The sequence below is a fragment of the Nostoc sp. LEGE 06077 genome (genome assembly GCF_015207705.1).
Classification (GTDB): domain Bacteria; phylum Cyanobacteriota; class Cyanobacteriia; order Cyanobacteriales; family Nostocaceae; genus Nostoc_B.
This window is the reverse complement of record NZ_JADEWI010000015.1, coordinates 91257-112533: the sequence shown is the minus strand read 5'-3', so window position 1 is coordinate 112533 and position 21277 is coordinate 91257. Positions and strand designations below refer to the sequence as shown.

The window sequence follows — 21277 nt, the reverse complement described above, 5'->3', positions numbered from 1 at the left end:
TGTCTGACTCATAACGGGTTAGTTTTCCTGGGGTAATCCGGCTAATCTGCGTTTATTCCAGATTGAGTAGGGAACACCTACAAAAGCTCCCAAAATTAGATAAGCCACCAGCGTCGGAATCACCTGCTGTTGTACATGATTCAAAATAGCAATAAACAAAGCTAAACCAAAATTACGAGCAATAGAGAAAATCGCCAAGGTAGAACGGGTATCCTCATCGAATCTGCCTAAAACGTGTCCAATTCCTAGAGAGGCAATCACCATAATTGCGATCGCTACCAGTGGTAATTCACCAACTTTGGAAAACATTGGCAGCCCTAAGATGCACACTAAAACAATCAGCACCAAAAAGAGACTGTTAGCAATCAAAGTCAAGGGTTTAGCAATCTGTTGGGTAAATGTAGGCGCGAACTTTTGCATCAAAATACCGAGACTGACGGGTAATAACTGCACCATAATCACTTGTCGGGCAACTTCTAAAATTGCCACCTTTTGTGAAATACTCGGAAATAAGGTAGTGAAAATTGCCAAGGTAATAGGAGTAACAAAAACTGCAAGTATTGCCAGAGTTAGCTGAAGACTGGCTGAGTAGTGGAAGCTGCCTCCAGCCTGTTGCGATCGCTTTGTGGTCAGAGGCGCACCCGGAGAAGCTGCAAGTATTGCCAATCCGATCATCACTGCTGGTGGTAAGTTAAACAGTTTCAGCAGGAGAATAACTACTAGAGGAACCAGCACAACAACTGCTAAAAGCGCACGGAATACTAAGGCAGGTTTTCGCCAGAAGGAGCGCATCTTTTCAAAAGAGAGGTTGCACCCTATGGCAAACATCAGAGAAAAAATAGTGACTTTAACGAGAATCAGTAATAAGGGATGTTGCATGGCTTGTAAATGCTTGATCCTGGGAAATTAAAAATCACTAAAAGATTCCGAAATCGCACTGAATCAGGACAAAAATTAGCCAGCAAACTAACAGATTTAACTAAGTGGAGTTATTGACTCTCTACTGTCGTGCCAGAATGGTACGCATTTCAGCTTCCTTATCTTGAATCAAATCTCCACTAACATCCACTATCACACTATAAATCTTGCCCGTAAACTTGAAGGGCGGTTCATAATCGGGTGTTACAGGCGCACCAGGGGCAATGCCACAAGTCACACCACTGGTCAGACCTAGTGCTAAGGGAGTAGTTACAGGGACATCAGCTTGCCCAACTAATTTCCTATCGATATAAAGTTCGGCGCGTCCTGGCGTTCCTTTCCCCTTGGCTAAATCTGGTTGACCCGTGACTTTAAACTCAAAGCGCAACTGGTGACGACCTTCCGGCACAGATGACCCAGACTCGACATGATAGAGCGATCGCGCTACATAATTATGAACCCAGTGCAGTTTGCCATCTTTGACATAGAAAGAGTAGCCACTATCATTACCTCCGTGAGCCAGTAATACCCCTTCTGCGCCACCTGTGGGAATTTCCACATCAGCCGTAATACTGTGAGAACGATTGAGCAACTTGACGGCACTATTGGCTGGGATTGCCTGAGTATCAGGATAGTAAGTATAGCGGCTACGATTGACGACAATCTGAGGACGTTCTTCTGCAAATCGTTGTACGCCTCTGCCATCCACAGGCAATACATTGTATTTACCCGCCTCTACGTACCAAGTGGCAATCATTTCAATTAATTTAGGGCGATTATCAGCCGCAATATTATAATTTTCCGAAAAATCTGAGTCGACGTGATACAGTTCCCAATGATGGGTATCCAAATCCGTCAGAGTTTGGGCCGAAATGGCCGCACCAAAAAACTGACCTGCTTCTGCAAATGAGGGGCCAGGCCAAGGACAAACCGCCCGCCAACCATCATAGTAAAGAGAACGATGTCCCATCATCTCGAAATATTGGGTCAGGTGCTTAGTAGGTACGGTACTATGATTAAAAGTATGGGCAAAACTGACACCTTCAATGGGAGATTGAGTAACACCCCTAATCGTTGTTGGTGGTTCAATTTCCAGTAATTCCAGCACAGTCGGTACTAGGTCAATAGCATGAGCGTACTGAGTACGGATTTCACCTTTTGCCTCAATGCCTTGATTCCAATGGACTATCAAGGGATCGCTGATTCCACCCCGATAAGTTTCCCGTTTCCAACGACGGAAAGGCGTATTACCTGCCCAAGTCCAACCCCAAGCATAATGGTTGAAAGTTTCTGGACTGCCTAGCTTATCTAGTGCCTTGAGATTTTCCTCTAGGGATTCTGGCACATTGTTAAAAAAGAGGTTCTCATTAACTGAACCAGTTGGCCCCCCTTCAGAACTTGCCCCATTGTCCGAGATGACTATAATTACAGTATTCTCGAACTCGCCGATCGCTTTGAGGAAGTCGAGTAAGCGACCGATATGGTGGTCAGTGTGGGTTAAAAAGCCAGCATATACTTCCATCATCCGGGAATAGAGCCGTTTTTCTGCGGCTGAGAGGGAATCCCAGTGCGGAACATCAGGATCATGACGGGAGAGTTCGGCATCTGCGGGGGCAATCCCCATTTCCTGCTGACGGGCAAAAACCTTTTCCCTGTAAGCTTCCCAGCCATCATCAAACTGTCCGGCGTAGGCATCAGCCCATTCTTTCGGCACATGATGAGGGGCGTGCATCGCACCAGGACAGAAATACATGAAAAAAGGCTTATTTGGGGCAACCTGCTTGGCATCAGCGATAAAGCTAATGGCCTTGTCTGCTAAGTCTTCAGTTAAATGGTAGCCTTGTGCGGGAGTCTTTTCTGGCTTGACGGTGTGGTTATCATAAACCAAATCTGGATAATACTGGTGGGTTTCTCCGCCGAGAAAGCCATAAAAACGTTCAAAACCGCGACCGAGAGGCCAGCGATCGTAGGGGCCGGCCGCAGATATCTGGTCTGCGGGCGTTAAATGCCATTTGCCGATCGCATAGGTGTTATAACCCTTCTGTAATAATATCTCTGAGAGAAACCCATTTTCAAAGGGAATATTCCCATTACCACCGGGATAACCCGTAGACCCTTCTGTAATGCAGGACATGGCGTTAGAATGGTGATTGCGCCCAGTTAGAAGGCAAGAACGGGTGGGTGAACACAACGCCGTCGTATGTAGATTGTTGTAGCGCAAGCCATTGGCAGCTAGTGTGTCTAGGTTGGGTGTTTTGATGGGACTTCCGTAACATCCAAATTGTCCAAAACCTGTATCATCGAAAACGATAAATAGGACGTTTGGTGTACCTTCTTTGGCTCGCAACGGTTCTGGCCAAGCTGGACTGGATTTATCAACTGTCCGACCGATGACACCGGGGAAAGTATTTCCGGGTTTGTATTCACGCAGAGACATAAATCTGACCTCTTGAGAATATGTAATTTTTAATAAAAGCCCCGAAATTCTATCTCCTCTTTAGGAGAGGTTAATTTATAAATTCATTGCTCTAATTAGCACACCAATAAAACTAACTAAGCCAATTATGAGTAAAGCCACTCCGATAATTTCCGCACTGTGAGAGGTTTTGTAGGTATAGCGATTATTTTGGATTTGTTTAAGTAACCGATGGTGTTCTCTCAACCCTAAAACCATTGCCAACATTCCCGTACCAATGAAAGACAACCCCACAATCACCGAAAATCTGACTGGGTTAAGATGATGACTAAGACGAGTATTTTCAATCGCACTCACAATGGTGGGAATACCAAGTTTATGGGTAGCTGACTCATTAGAACCGCACAGGTAAAGCATCAAATCCCTTAAAAACTAAGGTACTACGACGGGGAAGGGGGGGTCTTGTCGAATCAAACTGAAGATTTGGGAACCGCTTCAGCAAAGTAGAGAAGCAAATATTTAATTCCATCCGCGCCAAAACTGCACCTAGACAGAAATGGATACCAGGGCCAAACGATAAATGTTCATTAGGCGATCGCTCAATGTCAAAATTGTCTGGTAGAGGAAATTTTGCTGGGTCGTGATTAGCAGCAGCTAATCCCAACGCAATCACACTACCTGCGGGAATTTTTTGACCACCAATTTCTAGATCTTCTTTGGCAGTGCGGAATACAAAGGATACCGAACTGTCATAGCGGATGATTTCTTCAATCGCTGATGAGATAAGGGCGGGATTATCCTTGAGTTTCTGTAGCTGTTGGGGATGATTGAGCAAAGCTGATACCCCATTGGGGATTAAATCAGTAGTAGTTGAACGGCCAGCATTGAGAATGAGAATGCACAGGGAAGGTAATTCTGCAAAATCCAGGTTTTGCTCTGTGTAAGCCATTGTCAGCAAGCTAATCATATCTGTTCCTGGATTTTGACGGCGTTCAGCTACGAGTTGGTTAATGAAAGCCGTGAATTGAGCAGCACTAGTATCAGCTTTCCGCGCCAATTCTTCTATGTTCTTACCAGATGGAGCGCCCCAGAAAGCACTGGTATCCGTTGCCCACTGAATTAGGTTAGGGCGATCGCTTTCTGACACACCAAAAATCTTGGCGATAATTAAGCTAGGTAAGGGTACAGATAGGTCAGAGACAATATCCATATAACCCTGATGTTGCACTTGATCTAATAAGGTATCAGTCGTTTTTTGAATAATGCCCCGCCAGCTTTCTAATGCACGGGTTGTAAAGCCTTGATTCGCTAGTTTTCGCATCCGCGAGTGATCAGGTGGATCTTTTTCAATCATTGAGTTACCCGTCAGTTGCAAAAAGTTTTGAATCAAACTGACATCTAGATTGCCCAATTGCTGAATAAACAAAGTCCGTCGCTCAGAACTCAGCCGTTCATCTCGCAAGGCAGCTTCTACATCTTGATATCGAGTTAAAATCCAGTAGCCCAAGGATGCTTCATAGTAAACCGGATTTTCTTCGCGGATACGTTTGTACAGTGGATAAGGATTAGCAATTACTTCCGGTGCAAATAAGTCATAAGTTGCGACTGATTGCGGTTTTGCCAAAACACTTTGATTATTTTCTCCATTCAATCCTAAATGCTCTGGGGGAATTAATAGGGTAATAGGTGTATGCATAAATAGTAGGAGATGACGAGGTTTGCGGAGTAGGATTTATAGGGTTGCATAAGTATGGGATGAATTGGTTGTTGAAACCATTGGAAATACGTTTAAAATTGGGCGAAATCATCCCATAATATGGCTAACACCAAGCTGCGCTAACAGTAACGCTGTAATTTATTTAGGCATTTTGAATTTTTTCCATGCCCAAAAGTCTTTCAACGAAACTATGAATGGTTTTCTCCTAAATTTAGAGTTGGTGATCCCCCCAGAGTAAAAGTTTGATAAATAATTTATCTCTGCCGAACAAAAGATATATTTGCTATACAATTTCTACTTGTGGGATGATTTGGGCAGAAATTTTTTATAGTAGTCTTTACTCGATGTACGACTTATTGTTTTGTGACACAAGGCTGGTGTATAAACGATGCAAAAGAAAATTTTCTAGATTGACGGGTGGCTGACTCATAACGGATTAGTTTTCCTGGGATAATCCGGCTAATCTGCGTTTATTCCAGATTGAATAAAGAACACCTGCAAAATCTCCCAAAATTACATAAACCACCAGCGTTAATATCACTTGCTGTTGTATATGATTCAAAATAGCGATAAACAAAGCTAAACCAAAATTGCGAGCAATATAGAAAATCGGCAAGCTAGAACGCGTATCATCATCGAGTCTGCCTAAAGCCTGTCCAATTGCTAGAGAGGCAATCACCATAATTGCGATCGTATTTTTGATAAATGAAGTCGCATAAATAGATTTTGCTTTCGCATTTATTGTTTTTGCGATCGCATTTATTGTGTCTGGAGTCGCTTATGTTGCAACTACTTTGTATTTTCGGGCAGGCAGGATGCCTACCCAAAAAGAATCATCGCTTATCTGTCTACAGATCCCATGATTACGTCAATACTACCGAGAATCACCACAACATCGGCAACTTTCATACCCCGTAATAAATGAGGCAGAATTTGCAGGTTGTTGAAATCTGCGGGGCGAATTTTCCAGCGCCAAGGAAAGACATTATCATCACCAACTAGATAAATGCCTAGTTCACCTTTACCGCTTTCGACACGGGCGTAAATTTCGCCTTTAGGCATTTTGAAAGTGGGAGCAACTTTCTTACCAATAAACTGGTAATCAAAAGCATCCCATTCAGATTTTTTACCCGCAGCTAGGCGTTTAGCTTCTAGATTTTCGTAGGGGCCGCCAGGTAATCCTTTGATGGCTTGCTTGACAATCTTCACGGATTCGCGCATTTCTCGCATCCGCACCATGTAACGAGCTAAACAATCACCAGTCGTTTCCCACTGAACGTCCCAGTCAAAATCGTCATAGCACTCGTAATGGTCAACTTTGCGTAAATCCCACTTTACGCCAGAAGCACGTAGCATAGGGCCAGATAGCCCCCAGTTAATTGCTTCTTCGCGGGTAATTGTGCCAAGACCCTCAACACGACGGCGGAAGATGGGGTTATTGGTAACTAACTTTTCGTATTCATCAATTACAGGTAAAAAGTAGTCACAAAATTCCAGACACTTATCTACCCAACCATAAGGCAAATCAGCAGCCACACCGCCAACGCGGAAGTAGTTGTTATTTACCATACGGTAGCCTGTAGCCGCTTCCCACAAATCGTAAATCATCTCCCGTTCTCGGAACTGGTAGAAGAAGGGAGTTTGTGCGCCAACATCAGCGAGGAACGGGCCGAACCACAGCAAGTGGTTGGCGATGCGATTTAGTTCCAGCATGATGACGCGGATGTAGCTGGCGCGTTTAGGCACAGCAATCCCAGCTAATTTTTCTGGGGCGTTAACTGTGACAGCTTCGTTAAACATTCCCGCTGCATAGTCCCATCGGCTAACGTAGGGGACATACATGACTGTGGTGCGGTTCTCGGCAATTTTTTCCATACCTCGATGTAGGTAGCCGATTACCGGTTCACAATCAATGACATCCTCGCCATCCAATGTGACAATTAGCCTCAGAACCCCGTGCATTGAGGGGTGGTGTGGCCCCATATTCAGCACCATTGGTTCAGTACGGGTTTCTAGTCTTGCCATAAATTCCGTGTTCTCCCATGATCAAAAATTGAATGGAACCGCGTAGATGCCAACCAGACCGATAAAATCGCGTCTGCCAAAATCAAGTTTGTAGGGGCAACATCTTGAGGGTAAACCCTACATCTATTGCCAATACAGAAGTCTGTTGGAGAAGAGGTGGCAGCAGAGGGATTTTAGGATGTTTCTTTTTGTTTCACTTCTTCAACTATTATATGGAGCTTGAGATGCCGGAAATTGCGGCATCGGAATTTTTTCAACTCCCTTTTAGTGAATCGAAATTTTTCTCCTCAAGTGCGATCGCAAACCTTCATCTATTTTAAGTACAAGCACAGTAGTTTTTAAAGCAGCACTGTACTTAGAATAAGCGTATGGGTCATCTTGTCAAAGAGCTTGGTAATTGACTGAATTTAATTAATTCCCCATGATTCAAAGTGTTGTGTTTGAAATATGCCTTTGTATATTTCTATCAGTTTTAACTACATTTTTGGCCTCAAAAAACTGATATGAAGCATTAATCAGATACATGATTGTGATAATTGCTGGAGCAATGGGAATAATTAAATGAGTATATCTTTCATAACTTGCGAAGATTTTATTTTCAATTTTGTCACCCTCAAATTAAACAGCAATGGCAAATCTTACAGAATATCCAATCACATCTACTCTCCATGAAGGAATTCAAACGATTATCTATCGCACCCAAATACCAGAAACAAAGCAACAAGTTATTCTCAAGTTGCTGAAAAACGAATATCCCACCCTGGAAGCTTTTACTCGCCTGAAGAATGAACATTTAATTCAGCAAACTTTAGATTCTCCTTATATTATTAAGTCCATCTGTTTAGAAAAATTTGATCATCGTGTAGGACTATTATTAGAAGACTTTGGTGGACAGTCTTTAGCCCAAATCCTCCATACACAAAAACTTGACTTAATCCAAACTTTAAAAATTGCTATTCAATTAACTAAAGCTTTAGAATATCTTCATCAACATCAAATTATTCATAAAGATATTAAACCAAGTAATATCATTATTAACTCTCAACTAAATCTGGTTAAACTTGCTGACTTTGGTATAGCTTCTCGCTTAAATAAAGAAACTCCCCAATTTACTAATCCTAACTGTGTTGAAGGGACACTAGCTTATATGTCCCCTGAGCAAACAGGGAGAATGAATCGTATTCTTGACTATCGGAGCGATTTTTATTCCCTGGGTGTAACTTTATATGAAATGCTCACTCAGCAAATACCATTTTTTAGCTCAGATCCCCTAGAAGTTGTTTACCGACATATTGCAGTTCCAGCAATAAATCCTCAGTCTTTAAATCCCGAAATTCCTAACGCAGTTTCAGAAATTGTCATGAAACTGATGTCCAAAAATGCTGAAGATCGGTATCAAAGTGCAACAGGATTATTAGTTGATTTAGAAACCTGTCTTGAGGAGTTAGAAACTACAGGAGAGATTGCTAACTTTATTCCAGGTCGTTTAGATATTTTAAGTCAGTTATTAATTCCGCAAAAGTTATATGGACGAGAAGCACAAGTCAATGAGCTTTTAGCTGCGTTTAAACGAGTTAATTCTGGGACTAGTGAAATTATGCTAGTTTCTGGATATTCTGGTATTGGCAAATCTGCATTAGTTAATGAAGTCAATAAACCAATTACCCAGAGCCAAGGTTACTTTATTTCCGGGAAATTTGACCAACTAAAGCGGAATATTCCCTACGCTTCATTAATTCAAGCTTTTACCTATTTAGTGCGCTGTTTGTTAACTGAAAATCAAGATAAAATAGCAATCTGGAAAACAAAAATATTAACAGCATTAGGTAGTAACGGAAAAGTTATTACTGACGTTATTCCCGAAATTGAATTAATTATTGGTAAACAACCAGAAGTTCCAGAGCTAGGAGCAACAGAGTCACAAAATCGCTTTCATCGTGTTTTTGAAGATTTCATTCAAGTTTTTACGCAAAAAGAACATCCATTAGTTATCTTTTTAGATGATTTACAATGGGCGGATTCTGCTACTTTAAACTTAATTAAACTGCTCACTACCAATACTAAAAGCCAATATTTATTATTCATTGGGGCATATAGAGATAATGAAGTCAGCCCCACACATCCTTTAATCCAAACAATCGAAGAAATTCAGATTGCTGGCACAATTGTCAATAATCTTGTCTTACAACCTTTAGATTTAAATCATGTTAAGCAACTGATTGCTGAAACTTTACAAGCAAGCCGCTATATTAAAGAGACAGATATAACGTCTACAGATTTTGAACAGCAAATTAGTCAATTAGCAGAATTGATTTTCAATAAAACAGGTGGTAATCCTTTTTTCTTGACTCAATTACTGCAAGTACTTTATCAAGACTATCTGTTAGTTTTTGATTTTAATAGTAAACAATGGCAGTGGAATTTAGAAAAGATTCAAGCAATTGGCATCACTGATAAAAATGTCGTAGAACTAGTTGCTAGTCGTCTAGAGAAACTGCCGCACGTTACTCAAGAAGTTTTAAAATTAGCAGCTTGTGTAGGTGATAGATTTAGTCTAGATGTGCTAACAATTATCAATGAAAAATCGCCATCAGTTACAGCTAATGAATTATACCCAGCTTTGCAAGCTGGGTTAATTTTACCTTTAAACGAAAGTTACCGTATTCCTTTAGTATTTAATCAAGAAGAAGCAGTAAAGTTAAAATTTGAGACTGCCAAAATTAGTTATAAATTTTTACACGATAGAGTACAACAAGCTGCCTATTCATTAATTCCTGAATCGCAAAAGCAAGCTACTCATTTAAAAATAGGACAGTTGCTTGTCCAAAACACACCAAAAGAAGAAATAGAAGCTAATATTTTTGATATAGTTAACCAGTTAAATGTAGGGATTAATTCATTAATTGAGCAATGGCAAAAGACTGAATTAGCAAACTTAAATTTAATTGCTGGATGTAAGGCAAAAGCATCGACAGCTTATGAAGCAGCTTTGAAGTATTACAAAATAGGCATAGAACTTTTAAGCGTAGATGCTTGGCAAACTGAATATAATTTGGCGATAGGTTTATATGAAGGCGGTGCGGAAGTCGCTTATCTGGGGGGAAATTTTGTCCAGATGCAGCAATGGGCGGATGTAGTGCTGCTAGAGGCGCAAACTTTACTAGATAAAGTGAAAGTATATGAAGTGCAAATTATTGCCTCGATTATCCAACGCCAACAACTCAGAGCAATTCAAACAGCATTATCAGTTCTACAATTACTAGGAATTAAAATTCCCGATCAACCAACAGCAGTTGAGTATGAACAAAGGATAGAGGAGATTACAGCTAATTTACAAGGGAGAGCGATCGCAGATTTAATTAACTTACCATTAATGACCGATCCGCAAAAAATAGCAGCCATGAGAATCCTCATGGGTGTTCTCCCCGCTGCTTTCCAAACTGCGCCTGAGTTAATGCCTCTGATTGCCTATGAAATGGTGATTTTATCTTTAAAATATGGCAATACATCTGTTTCTGCCTACGGTTACAGTTTATATGGATTACTGCTTTGCGGAGTCCAAGGAAAAATTGATATTGGCTATGGATTTGGTAAACTGGCATTAAATTTAGTCTCGCAATTTAATTCTTCAGAATTAAAAGCAAAAATTCTCACAGTTGTTAGCGCCCATGTGATGCACTGGCAAGACCACCTTCAAGAGACATTCATTACAGCTAAACAAGGATATGCTAGTGGTTTAGAAACAGGGGATTTAGAATATGCTGGGTATTGTGGATATATCTATCCTTATCATTCATTTTGGTTGGGTAAAGAACTCTGGATTTTAGAAAAAGAACTGGCTGCTTATTGTGAATCACTGAAAAAAATTCAGCAACAAGTCGCCTTTACTTGGAATTCAATATATTTGCAAACAGTATTAAATTTGAAAGGCAGTCCAGAGAATGTTTGCTGCTTAATGGGTGAAGCTTACGATGAACGAGTAATGTTACCAGTGCATCAGCAGGTGAATGACTTGTACACGATGAACCACCTATTTATTAATAAGCTGATGCTGGCTTATATATTTGGAGAACATCAGCAAGCTGTAGAATATGCAGCAATGGCGGAAAAATCTTTGGGCGGTGTTACAGGGTTATTTGTAGTTACCTTATTTTATTTTTATGATTCTTTAGCCCAACTGGCAAATTATCAGACAGCTTTAGAACCAACCCAGGCGGAAATTTTAGAGAAAGTCCGCAGTAATCAGCAAAAAATGGAACTATGGGCGACTCATGCACCCATGAATCACCTGCATAAATTTTATTTGGTGGAAGCAGAAATATCTAGAGTTTTACAGCGCCACCTAGAAGCGATGGATTACTATGACCTGGCTATTCAAAAAGCACAAGCCAATGGTTATCTGTTAGATGAAGCTTTAGCATACCAGTTAGCAGGAGAATTTTATCAGTCTCTAGGGAAAGAATTAATTCAGCAAGCTTATATCACTAAAGCTTATTATGCCTGCATTCGTTGGGGTGCGATCGCTAAAGTTAAACACTTAGAAGTAAAATATCCTTTTCTCGTCAAACAAACTACGACTACCGAAACTTTTCCTCTCAAACCAGATGTCACTCACATGACAACTACCACTACTACCAGTAGTGGTTTAAGTGATTTCTTGGACTTAAATACTTTTGTTAAAGTTTCTCAAGCAATTACCAATGAAATTGTTTTAGAAAATTTGTTGGGTAAGTTAATCAAAATTTTACTAGAAAATGCTGCTGCCCAAAAAGCTGTATTACTTTTAGTCAAAGAAAATCAGCTATATATCGAAGCTGCGGGTAATGCTGTAGATGATATAGCCACAGTTTTACACTCAATGCCTATTGAGAGTTATCAAGATTTACCTGTGTCGGTGATTAACTATGTTTTCCGCACTCAGGAAAATCTGATCTTAAATGATGCGATCGCGACTGAACCTTTTAACTTCGATAAGTACATCCAAGCATCGCAATCAAAATCATTGCTTTGTTTGCCAATTATCTATCAATCAAAACTCACGGGAATTATTTATTTAGAAAATCAACTGTCAACTGGGGCATTTCTTCCCGAAAGAGTGCAAGTATTAAAAGTCTTGATTTCTCAAATGGCGATCGCCATTGAAAATGCTGGATTATATGCCAACGAACAAGATAAATCTAGACAATTATCACAATCTCTACAAGACTTACAGACAGCACAATTACAAATTATCCAAAGTGAAAAGATGTCGTCTTTAGGTAATTTAGTTGCTGGGGTAGCACATGAAATTAACAATCCACTGGGCTTTATTTCCGGGAATCTTGACTTAGCCAAAGATGCTGTTAATGATCTAATTGAATATCTACAACTTTATCAGGCAACATTTCCTACCCCTGGAGATGAAATTGCAGATAAAGCTGAAGAAATAGATATAGATATTCTGTTGGATGAATTACCCAAAATGATTGATGGGATGAAAACAGGTACAAAACGTATTCGGGAAATCAGTACTTCACTGCGTACCTTTTCACGCGCCGATACTAAATCTAAAGTATCAGCGAATATCCATGATGGTATTGATAGTACATTGATGATTTTACAACATCGCTTAAAAGCTAACTATGATCATCCTGGTGTTAAAGTCGTTAAAGAGTATGGCAATATTCCCTCAGTAGAATGTTACCTTGGCCAGCTTAATCAGGTGTTCATGAATATCTTGGCTAATGCCATTGATGCTTTAGAAGAAGCTTATTCTGCCCAGAAAATGGCTGACAATTCAGCAGATATTACTAACATAATTACTATTAAAACAGAAGTGGATCATGTTCATCAACACGTAGTAATTAAAATTAAAGATAATGCACAAGGTATGCCAGAAGAAGTTAAAGCATGTATTTTCGATCATTTATTTACTACTAAAACTGTCGGTAAAGGCACAGGGTTAGGTTTATCTATTAGTCGGCAAATTATTGTCGATAATCATAGTGGGAGTTTAAATTGTGAGTCGGTTTTAGGAGCAGGCACAGAATTTATAATTTCTATTCCTATCTCTGGTTGAGAATTAACTATTGATAACACTTCAATTTAGATACCCGTCCTCCTCAAGAAGACGGGTATTATTTTTTTCATATTTGGTTTATGAATTTTTTATCGAATAGAAGTGGTTTTACTGACTATTATTTAATAATTTAAAATCTGTTTGACACTATTTTTATCACGATGAATTAGTTAAAATCCTCAGTTACATCCCATGTATAAACTGTTATGAATATTTATATGCCCAAAAGTTATTAAATACATCTTGAGGGATAAGTTTTCACTGGTGAAATAAACAAGTTTTAGCTAATTGTGATTTCAATTAGTTAGACGATCACCTGTTTGCATTAAAAAATGATAGTGAAATTCCAGAAATAAACTTAGGTATCAACAGTTAATTCCATGAAAAAAAGCAGAGAAATTAAGCAAGTAGCATCAAATCTATTTTCATTACTTGTAAAGCGGTTGAGCTTGATTTTAATGGCTGTTGTGATGGTTCTGGTAGTAGGAAGCAAGTTTGATGTGGCAAGTGCATCACAACCGAATACAGAATCTGAAATTGAAGACTTAGCTGTTTGTTACGCCTATGGCACTGATGCTATTGGTCGCGGTGATGTTCTAGGAGGAAAAAATATTTACGACGATTGTTTTACTAGAGATGCTGAGATAACTGCGATTTTTCCCAGTGGCGTTAGTGTAACAAAGTATGGTGCAAATGCTTGGGCAGATTTCGTCGCAGACGTATTTCAAGGTAATGGATATACAGCTACTCAGCATTTACTCGGTTCGATAAGGGTTAACATCCAAAATAATAATCAAGCAAGGATGTCTTCTTATCTTCATGCAACTCATAAGCTTTCAGATACTAGTATTGATGTTGCTAATGGGACTTATGTCGATACAGTTATCAAACAAAATGGCAACTGGAAAATTAGTAAACGTGTTCTGACACTTATCGATTTCTTAAACCTTGCTTCTCCTGGTTCTCCTGAAGCAGAAGTGTCTTCAACAGCTAGTACTTCTGCTTCTAGTCGTTCTGCTTCTGATGTTTCTAATCAATCTAAAAAATCACACAGACCGTATATTCCTAACTCTAACTAAGAATGCTACACACAATTTAATTTTAAATTAGTCAACATTTAGGACAGGTATTGTACCTGTCCTAAAAAATTGGCACCAAATTCAGGCAAATATATCGTTGAGGAGAATTATATGTTTACGTAGAATGAAACAAGGAATAAATGACTCCAGACTTCTGCATTTTTACGTAAGTCAAGCAGATATTATCTCAGTTATATTGCAAATTGAACAAGCTAGTATACATCTATGGCTTTCGATCAACAGCGTTTTGATAGGTTGATTCAGAGATTAGAAGCTTTTGCTAGTCAACAGCCGCCGATTTATAGATTGCACGTTGCTTTTTTGGCTGTGTTGGGCTACGCCTATATATTACTGATCATAGCTGTAACGATGACATTACTAGCAGGTATTGTCTGGTTGATGCTTACCACTAAATCATCATTTGGGACTGCAGCGGTTAAAGCTGTGATTTTTTTACTAGCGATCGCTATTATACTGCTGCGATCGCTTTGGGTATCATTTCCCCCACCCACAGGGTTAGCATTGCGCCGCAAAGATGTAGCTAGCCTATTTTGCCTAGTTGATGACATCTCATCAAAACTCCAGGCTCCAAAGTTTCATCACATCTTACTCACCACAGATTTTAATGCCAGTGTAGTCCAAAGACCACGCTTAGGTTTATTTGGCTGGTATCAAAATTACCTGATTGTGGGTTTACCGCTGATGTTAGCATTACCTCCTGAACAATTTCGGGCTGTTCTGGCTCATGAAATGGGACATATTTCGGGAAATCACAGTCGTTTCAGTGCTTGGATTTATCGCCAACGGATAACTTGGTATCGCATTGAAGAAGGACTAGGAAAAGGTGGTAATGAATCATCATGGTTTATGTTTAACCGATTTTTAGAGTGGTACATTCCATTTTTTTATGCTTATTCTTTTGTGTTAGCACGCTTGAATGAATACGAAGCTGATAGATGTGCTGTTGAGATAGCAGGAGTAGAAAATTCTGCTAAAACCCTGATGAATGTCAAGGTAAAAGCTAGATTCTTAGAAAATTACTTTTGGTCTGATATTTATCAGCAAGTACAGACAGAGGTTGAACCACCAAAAACAAGTTATACAGCCATGCAAACAGCTTTAAATCAGGGAATACCTCTGAAAGAAGCGAGTATTTATTTAGCTCAAGCATTGGCTGAAAAAACTGATAATGCCGATACTCACCCTTGCTTAACAGATAGATTAAAAGCATTAGGATTTACTCCCGGTGTTCAGGAAGAATTATCTGTCTCTGCACCAATCAGACTCAGTGCGGCTCAAGAATATTTAGGTACTTCCTTAGAAAAATTTAGAGATGAGTTTAGTCAAGCGTGGTGCGAAAAAATAGCAACCCCTTGGCGACAAAAATACGCTGATGTTCAAAAATCATTAGCTATATTAGATAAGTTGAATGCTAAGGCTGAGAGACAACAGTTATCTCTAGGAGAAGCGACGACAAGAGCATTGCTCACATTTGAGTTAGAAGGTGAAGAAGCTGTAGTGCCATTACTCCGAGAAGTTATTAATTTAGATAAAAATCATGCTTCAGCCAATTATTTGCTGGGACAAATATTATTAAAGCAAGAAGATGCCAGCGGAATTGAACATATTGAACGAGCGATCGCTCAAGATATAGACATAGGCATTGACGGTTATCAGATAATTTTTTCCTTCCTGAAAAAACATGGGCAAAATGATAGAGCCGAATTATATCAAGAGCGTGCCGAAAAGCATTATGATTTGATCATACGCGGTCAGGAAGAACGTTCTAGTTTAAAAGCAAGTGACAATTTTAAATCTCATAATCTCTCAAATGCAGAGATAAATAAGCTGCATCAGCAGTTATCTCGTTATCCACATATCACAACTGCTTACTTAGTTCAAAAAGTTGTGCAATATTTCCCAGAAAAACCACTTTATGTTTTGGCTGTTATGCGCAAGTTCAGCTTTTGGGAAAATAATCATGACGCTGACAACGCGCAACTTGTTGACGCTCTGTTAAAAGAAGTTGAATTACCTGGGGGAGTATTTTGCTTTGTTTTGAACAATAATCTCAATTTTGAGAAGACATTCAAACAAATACCAGCCGCAGCAATTTACCAACAGAAAATCAAAAAATGATCACTCTGGTTATTCAGACCTCTGCGTGAAGTAAATTTCTATCCAGATTAAATGGTACTATTGTAGGGAAATTCTATTTTATTTGTGAACATATTTTTAACGAACCGCAAAGGGCGCAGAGGGCGCTAAGAAAAGTTTCACAAATGATTTAGAACTACTACAGATTTTTTATCTAAGTCTAATGAATTCTGATTCTTCCCCATCGCTGATTATCGACGAACAGATATTTTCTCATTTACCTGTGTTACCGCAAGAAGTACTTGCAGGTTTAGCGGTGTCTGCGGGAGGTCATTATCTGGATACAACTGTAGGCGGTGGTGGTCACAGTCGCTTAATTTTGCAAACTGCGCCGGATGTACAGTTAACGGCTATTGACCAAGATGAGGATGCTTTAGCCGCAGCTAGAAAAGAATTAGCTGAGTTTGGTGAACGTGTAAAATTTATTAAAAGTAACTTTGCTGTTTATCCGTTTCCTACAGCAACTTTTAACGGGATTCTCGCCGATTTAGGAGTGAGTTCTTATCAGTTAGATACTCCAGAACGGGGTTTTAGCTTTCGCCATACTGCAAGTTTAGATATGCGGATGGATAAGCAAGGTTTACTTAGTGCGGCTGATGTGATTAATGACTGGGATGAACGGGAACTTGCAGATATTTTCTTTAAATACGGTGAAGAACGACTATCCCGACGTATTGCTAGACGCATTGTGGAACGCCGTCCGTTTTCTACGACGACAGGATTAGCTGAAGCGATCGCATCTGCTGTTCCCCCCAAATACCGTTATGGTAGAATTCACCCAGCAACCCGCGCCTTTCAAGCTTTGCGAATTGTCGTCAATGATGAGTTAAAGTCTTTAGAAACTTTTTTAGAAAAAGCACCAAACGCCCTGGTTCCTGGTGGGAGAATTGCTGTAATTAGTTTTCATAGTTTAGAAGACCGCATAGTTAAACATAGTTTACGTAATTCTCCCTTACTGCGAGTGCTTACGAAAAAGCCAATCACAGCACAAGAATCGGAAATTGCCAATAACCCGCGATCGCGTTCTGCCAAACTGAGAATAGCAGAAAGAGTTAACTGAAAATTCAAGCATAATTAACATAAAAAACCGAGTTAGGAACAATGCACATCCTCTCCCTGCAATATCCTGATGACTTACTTATTACCTCTGGTAAATCGCCGCAAGCCTTAGAAGCAGAACTCACGTTTTTGCTTGCTGTTAAACTATTTGAGTTACGGCGACTCTCACTCGGTAAAGCCGCTGCTTTTTGCAGTATGAGCAAACCTCAGTTTATGTACGAACTAGGACGTTTACAAGTTCCTGTGATTAACCTTGATGATGATCAAATCGCTGACGAATTGAGTGATGACTAACTCTGCCATTGTTGCTGATAGCAGTCCTCTGATCTCTTTATCAATTATCGAGCAACTCGAACTTTTACCTCAACTGTATCAACGAATATTGCTTCCCCCGGCTGTATGGGATGAAGTAACTGTTCAAGGATTAGGCTTACCTGGTTCCCTAGCAGTTAGCCAATTAACTTGGATCGAAATTCAAACCCCTGATACGTTGATATTAGAACCATTATCAATCTTAGTTGATCGTGGAGAAGCTGAAGCCATTGCTCTAGCTCAGTCCATCCCAGATAGTACTGTACTGTTGGATGATGCTCAAGCCCGAAGAGTTGCAGAACGTCTAGGAATTCGGCGAATTGGTATGCTGGGAATTTTGCGTAAGACGAAAAAAGCAGGCTTAATTGTTGAGGTTAAAGTATATATTGAGCAGTTACGCACCAATGGAATTTATATTCGGTCTAGCCTCATTGATGCAGTTCTAAAAGATGTTGGAGAACTCGAATAATCTTTAGCTAATAATTAAAACTTATCTCTTCTTTCATAACGGCGACGATAGAGTAATTCTAACTGTCCGCCATACTCCTGAATCCGTGCAAGTTGACGCTGATAAAGTCCGCGGAAGGTGTTTGCAAACAACAGGGTGAAAATAGCCACAACTAATCCTGATGCGGTGGATACTAAAGCTTCACTAATCCCCGCAGTGACACCGACTGTTGTTGTACCACCCACATCACCAATATTTAAAGAAGCAAAGGACGCAATTAATCCTAAAACTGTACCCAACAAACCTAATAATGGTGCAAGTCCGATTATCGTATCAAAAATGTTTTGAAAGCGTTTAAGTAAGGGTATTTCGGCTTGTGCTTCACTTTCTAGCGCCAAACGAAATTCCTCTGGGTTTGGTTCTTCCAATTCTAAAGCTGCGAGAAAAATTCGGGCGATGGGTAAATCTGTATTTTGCTGTAATTTATCTAAAGCACCAACTACATTATCTGAACGATAAAGCTTGAGTACTTCTTTGACAATACGATTTTGTCGGTTGGTAATTCTGATCCAAAATAGAACACGTTCAATAATCAGCGCCACTGCTAACACAGAGAACCCCAGCAGCGGCCACATAACCACGCCACCAGCCGCGAATAAATTACTAATCTGCATTTTTGTCAAGAGTCAATTGTCAATTTTTAATTGTCAATTGTCATTGGTCATTTGTCATTAGTTTTTCTCCTCTACACTTCTACCCAATAATTAGTGCATTTTTGTGGCTACATCTACACCATCACTTTTGAGTATTCCATCTTCCATATAAATGATGCGATCGGCAATATCTAAAATCCGGTTGTCATGGGTAACTAGCAAAATTGTACAGCCTTGTTCTTTGGCGAGTTTTTGCATTAATTCCACAACGTCGCGTCCAGATTTTTTATCGAGGGCGGCTGTGGGTTCATCTGCTAAGACAATTTTAGGATGACTGACTAAAGCACGAGCGATCGCAACCCGTTGTTTTTGTCCGCCGGAAAGTTTCTCTGGGTAATAATTTACACGCTCGCCTAAGCCCACTGTTTCCAGCATGGCGATCGCTTTGGCATTCATATTTTCATTAAGATGTTCATCATGCAATTCTAATGACATTCGCACATTTTCTTTTACTGTCAGAAATGTCATCAAATTATGCGCCTGAAAAATATAGCCAATCTGACGACGTAGTACTGTGAGTTTTCTTTTACTAGCGCCACATATTTCTTGTCCTAAAATTTTTAAACTGCCTTCTTGGGCAGAACGTAACCCACCTAATAAGGTCAACAAAGTAGTTTTACCCGAACCAGAGGGGCCAGTCATAATGACAATTTCCCCAGCGTTAATCTTTAAATTAATATCAAATAAAACCTGTTTTTTTAAACTACCTTCCCCGAAGTAATGATTCAATTGATGGACTGTAATGACAGGTTCTAAATTAGCAGATGGTTCGGATGAATTTACGGGCAGAGATTCTTTTAACATAAAATTTTAATGGTTAGAAAATATCCGCAGGATCAGCAGAACTGAGTTTACGCATAGCGATCGCGCCAGACCCTGTACACATGATTACTGTTAAAATAAACACCGTGATTGCCCGTTGTGAGTTCATAAAGATGGGCAACATAGTGGCAGTATAGGCGAGTTGATACAAACCTATAGACAAGAAAAATGCCGGAATAAAACCTAAAAAAGCGAGAAATAAGGCTTCTTGGAATAAGACTATCAACAGATAGCGATCGGTGTAGCCCATCGCTTTTAAGGTTGCATATTCTGGCAAATGATCAGAAACGTCGGAATAAAGAATTTGGTAAACAATGACGATACCAACAATAAAACCAACTCCCACACCTAACCCAAAAATAAAGCCAATCCCTGTACCGTTAGACCAGTAGGATTTTTCGATTTGGGCAAATTCTTCTGGGGTTAAAACTATAACATCTTTGGGTAATCCAGTAGCTAGTTGTGCTTGTATTTGCAAGGGATTAGCATCTGGTTTGAGAGTAATTAATCCAACCTCAATCCGGTCTGGTTTCCGTTCGGGAAAGATTTGTAAAAAAGTAGAGTCACTGGTGATAACATTACCATCCGCCGCAAAAGACGCACCATTACTAAAAACGCCCTTGACAGTGACATTTTTATTGTTCAATTCCGTGGCAAAATTTCCTGTTTTCTGAAAAATTTCCCCCACAGCCCCGTATTCTGGACGACCTGCTTGATCAAATAGCACTTGATTCAATTGTTTGATGGGGTCTAGGTTTTGTTGAATTTCGGGAAAATTAAATGCAGATTTTGCTGGATCAATACCCCAAACTAAAATGGCGCGTTCTAAGCGAGTTTCAGGATTTCGCCATTGTCCAGTGCTGATGTAAACCGGATTCACCGACTGTACACCTTCATAACCTAATGTTTGATACAGTCGCTCTCTCGAAAAGCTCTTAACAGAAAATAACGTTTGAAATTGGGGATTAATTAATACTAAATCTGCCTGTAAACTGCGATGTGGTTTGATCGCCGCATCAAACAACGCCCCTTCAAATCCCATCTGAATAAATATCAGCATATCGGCAAAGGTAATACCTGCAACTGCTACTAATAGGCGAGTTTTTTCTTTTAATAATTGCCGCCATGCTAATGGCGTTTTGAGGAATAGTTTGGATAACATATACATACAGATTCGCTTCTTAATAACCCACCGTATCAATCCGCTGTTCAAGCTGGCGCTGGCGCATTAACAAAAATAAAGGAAGACCTAACGAAACACCTACTAAAAGATTACAGGCAATATAAATCCAAAGATTTGACATTTTCAGCTTTGTTCCTTCCGCATATACGAATAGCCATAATACAAAGGATGAAACCAAAACATCCATGCCGAAAAAGCCAGAAATTTTATTTACAAAAAGTTGTTCAAAAAACAGCTTTATGTCAAGACCATGTTCCCATAAGAATGGGACAAACTGTGAGTAAGGTAATATGGCTCCCATAACACAAAGGACAATGTAAGTAGCTTTAACCATAATTGAATTGACCTAAAATGTTGATGGTGAAATTTA

At 39.7% G+C, this 21277-nt stretch carries 16 protein-coding genes; 6 read left to right on the top strand and 10 right to left on the bottom strand.

Annotation, left to right across the window (positions count from 1 at the left end; genetic code table 11):
- Positions 1 to 18 precede the first annotated feature (18 nt).
- From IQ244_RS12975 to IQ244_RS12950, 6 genes are all read right to left on the bottom strand, one after another.
- Positions 19 to 879 carry a bile acid:sodium symporter family protein gene (locus IQ244_RS12975; RefSeq protein WP_193894574.1) on the bottom strand — a complete coding sequence of 287 codons (861 nt, stop codon included), beginning with the start codon at positions 877 to 879 and terminating at the stop codon, positions 19 to 21.
- A gap of 121 nt (positions 880 to 1000) precedes the next feature.
- The gene (locus IQ244_RS12970) at positions 1001 to 3355 is read right to left on the bottom strand and encodes an arylsulfatase (RefSeq protein WP_193894572.1); all 2355 of its coding nucleotides are present in this window, start codon (positions 3353 to 3355) and stop codon (positions 1001 to 1003) included.
- A gap of 75 nt (positions 3356 to 3430) precedes the next feature.
- On the bottom strand, positions 3431 to 3751 hold the full coding sequence (locus IQ244_RS12965) for a hypothetical protein (RefSeq protein ID WP_228058897.1): 321 nt from the start codon (positions 3749 to 3751) through the stop codon (positions 3431 to 3433).
- Positions 3729 to 5030, bottom strand: coding sequence for a cytochrome P450 (locus IQ244_RS12960; RefSeq protein ID WP_193894570.1), 1302 nt, complete (start codon positions 5028 to 5030; stop codon positions 3729 to 3731). Before IQ244_RS12960 ends, IQ244_RS12965 begins: the two co-directional genes overlap by 23 nt.
- Before the next feature lie 457 nt (positions 5031 to 5487).
- On the bottom strand, positions 5488 to 5733 hold the full coding sequence (locus tag IQ244_RS12955; protein ID WP_193894568.1) for a hypothetical protein: 246 nt from the start codon (positions 5731 to 5733) through the stop codon (positions 5488 to 5490).
- Positions 5734 to 5891: 158 nt separating this feature from the next.
- A complete protein-coding gene (locus tag IQ244_RS12950; RefSeq protein WP_193894566.1) occupies positions 5892 to 7076 on the bottom strand; it encodes an NAD(P)H-quinone oxidoreductase subunit H in 1185 nt (394 codons plus the stop codon).
- 628 nt (positions 7077 to 7704) lie between these two features.
- Here IQ244_RS12950 and IQ244_RS12945 point away from each other — a divergent pair.
- The 6 genes from IQ244_RS12945 (at position 7705) to IQ244_RS12920 (ending at position 18210) form a co-directional block, all read left to right on the top strand.
- Positions 7705 to 13134 carry an ATP-binding sensor histidine kinase gene (locus tag IQ244_RS12945; protein WP_193894564.1) on the top strand — a complete coding sequence of 1810 codons (5430 nt, stop codon included), beginning with the start codon at positions 7705 to 7707 and terminating at the stop codon, positions 13132 to 13134.
- 380 nt (positions 13135 to 13514) lie between these two features.
- Positions 13515 to 14213, top strand: coding sequence for a nuclear transport factor 2 family protein (locus IQ244_RS12940; RefSeq protein WP_193894562.1), 699 nt, complete (start codon positions 13515 to 13517; stop codon positions 14211 to 14213).
- 225 nt (positions 14214 to 14438) lie between these two features.
- Positions 14439 to 16352, top strand: a complete 1914-nt coding sequence (locus IQ244_RS12935; protein WP_193894560.1) for a M48 family metallopeptidase — start codon at positions 14439 to 14441, stop codon at positions 16350 to 16352.
- A 181-nt stretch (positions 16353 to 16533) separates the two neighbouring features.
- Entirely contained in the window at positions 16534 to 17430 is an 897-nt protein-coding gene (rsmH, locus tag IQ244_RS12930) for a 16S rRNA (cytosine(1402)-N(4))-methyltransferase RsmH (protein ID WP_193894558.1), read from the top strand.
- Between the two features lie 41 nt (positions 17431 to 17471).
- Positions 17472 to 17723, top strand: coding sequence for a UPF0175 family protein (locus IQ244_RS12925; protein ID WP_193894553.1), 252 nt, complete (start codon positions 17472 to 17474; stop codon positions 17721 to 17723).
- Positions 17716 to 18210, top strand: coding sequence for a DUF3368 domain-containing protein (locus tag IQ244_RS12920; protein WP_193894551.1), 495 nt, complete (start codon positions 17716 to 17718; stop codon positions 18208 to 18210). Before IQ244_RS12925 ends, IQ244_RS12920 begins: the two co-directional genes overlap by 8 nt.
- A gap of 14 nt (positions 18211 to 18224) precedes the next feature.
- On the opposite strand, the gene IQ244_RS12915 is transcribed toward IQ244_RS12920, so the two are convergent.
- The 4 genes from IQ244_RS12915 to IQ244_RS12900 form a co-directional block, all read right to left on the bottom strand.
- Positions 18225 to 18863: a MotA/TolQ/ExbB proton channel family protein gene (locus IQ244_RS12915; protein ID WP_193894550.1), complete on the bottom strand. Its 639-nt coding sequence runs from the start codon at positions 18861 to 18863 to the stop codon at positions 18225 to 18227.
- Positions 18864 to 18953: 90 nt separating this feature from the next.
- A complete protein-coding gene (locus IQ244_RS12910) occupies positions 18954 to 19706 on the bottom strand; it encodes a DevA family ABC transporter ATP-binding protein (protein ID WP_193894548.1) in 753 nt (250 codons plus the stop codon).
- 13 nt (positions 19707 to 19719) lie between these two features.
- Positions 19720 to 20886 (bottom strand): ABC transporter permease DevC, encoded by a 1167-nt coding sequence (devC, locus tag IQ244_RS12905; RefSeq protein WP_193894546.1) that lies wholly within the window; start codon positions 20884 to 20886, stop codon positions 19720 to 19722.
- Positions 20887 to 20905: 19 nt separating this feature from the next.
- Positions 20906 to 21241 (bottom strand): DUF2834 domain-containing protein, encoded by a 336-nt coding sequence (locus tag IQ244_RS12900; protein WP_193894544.1) that lies wholly within the window; start codon positions 21239 to 21241, stop codon positions 20906 to 20908.
- Positions 21242 to 21277 lie beyond the last annotated feature (36 nt).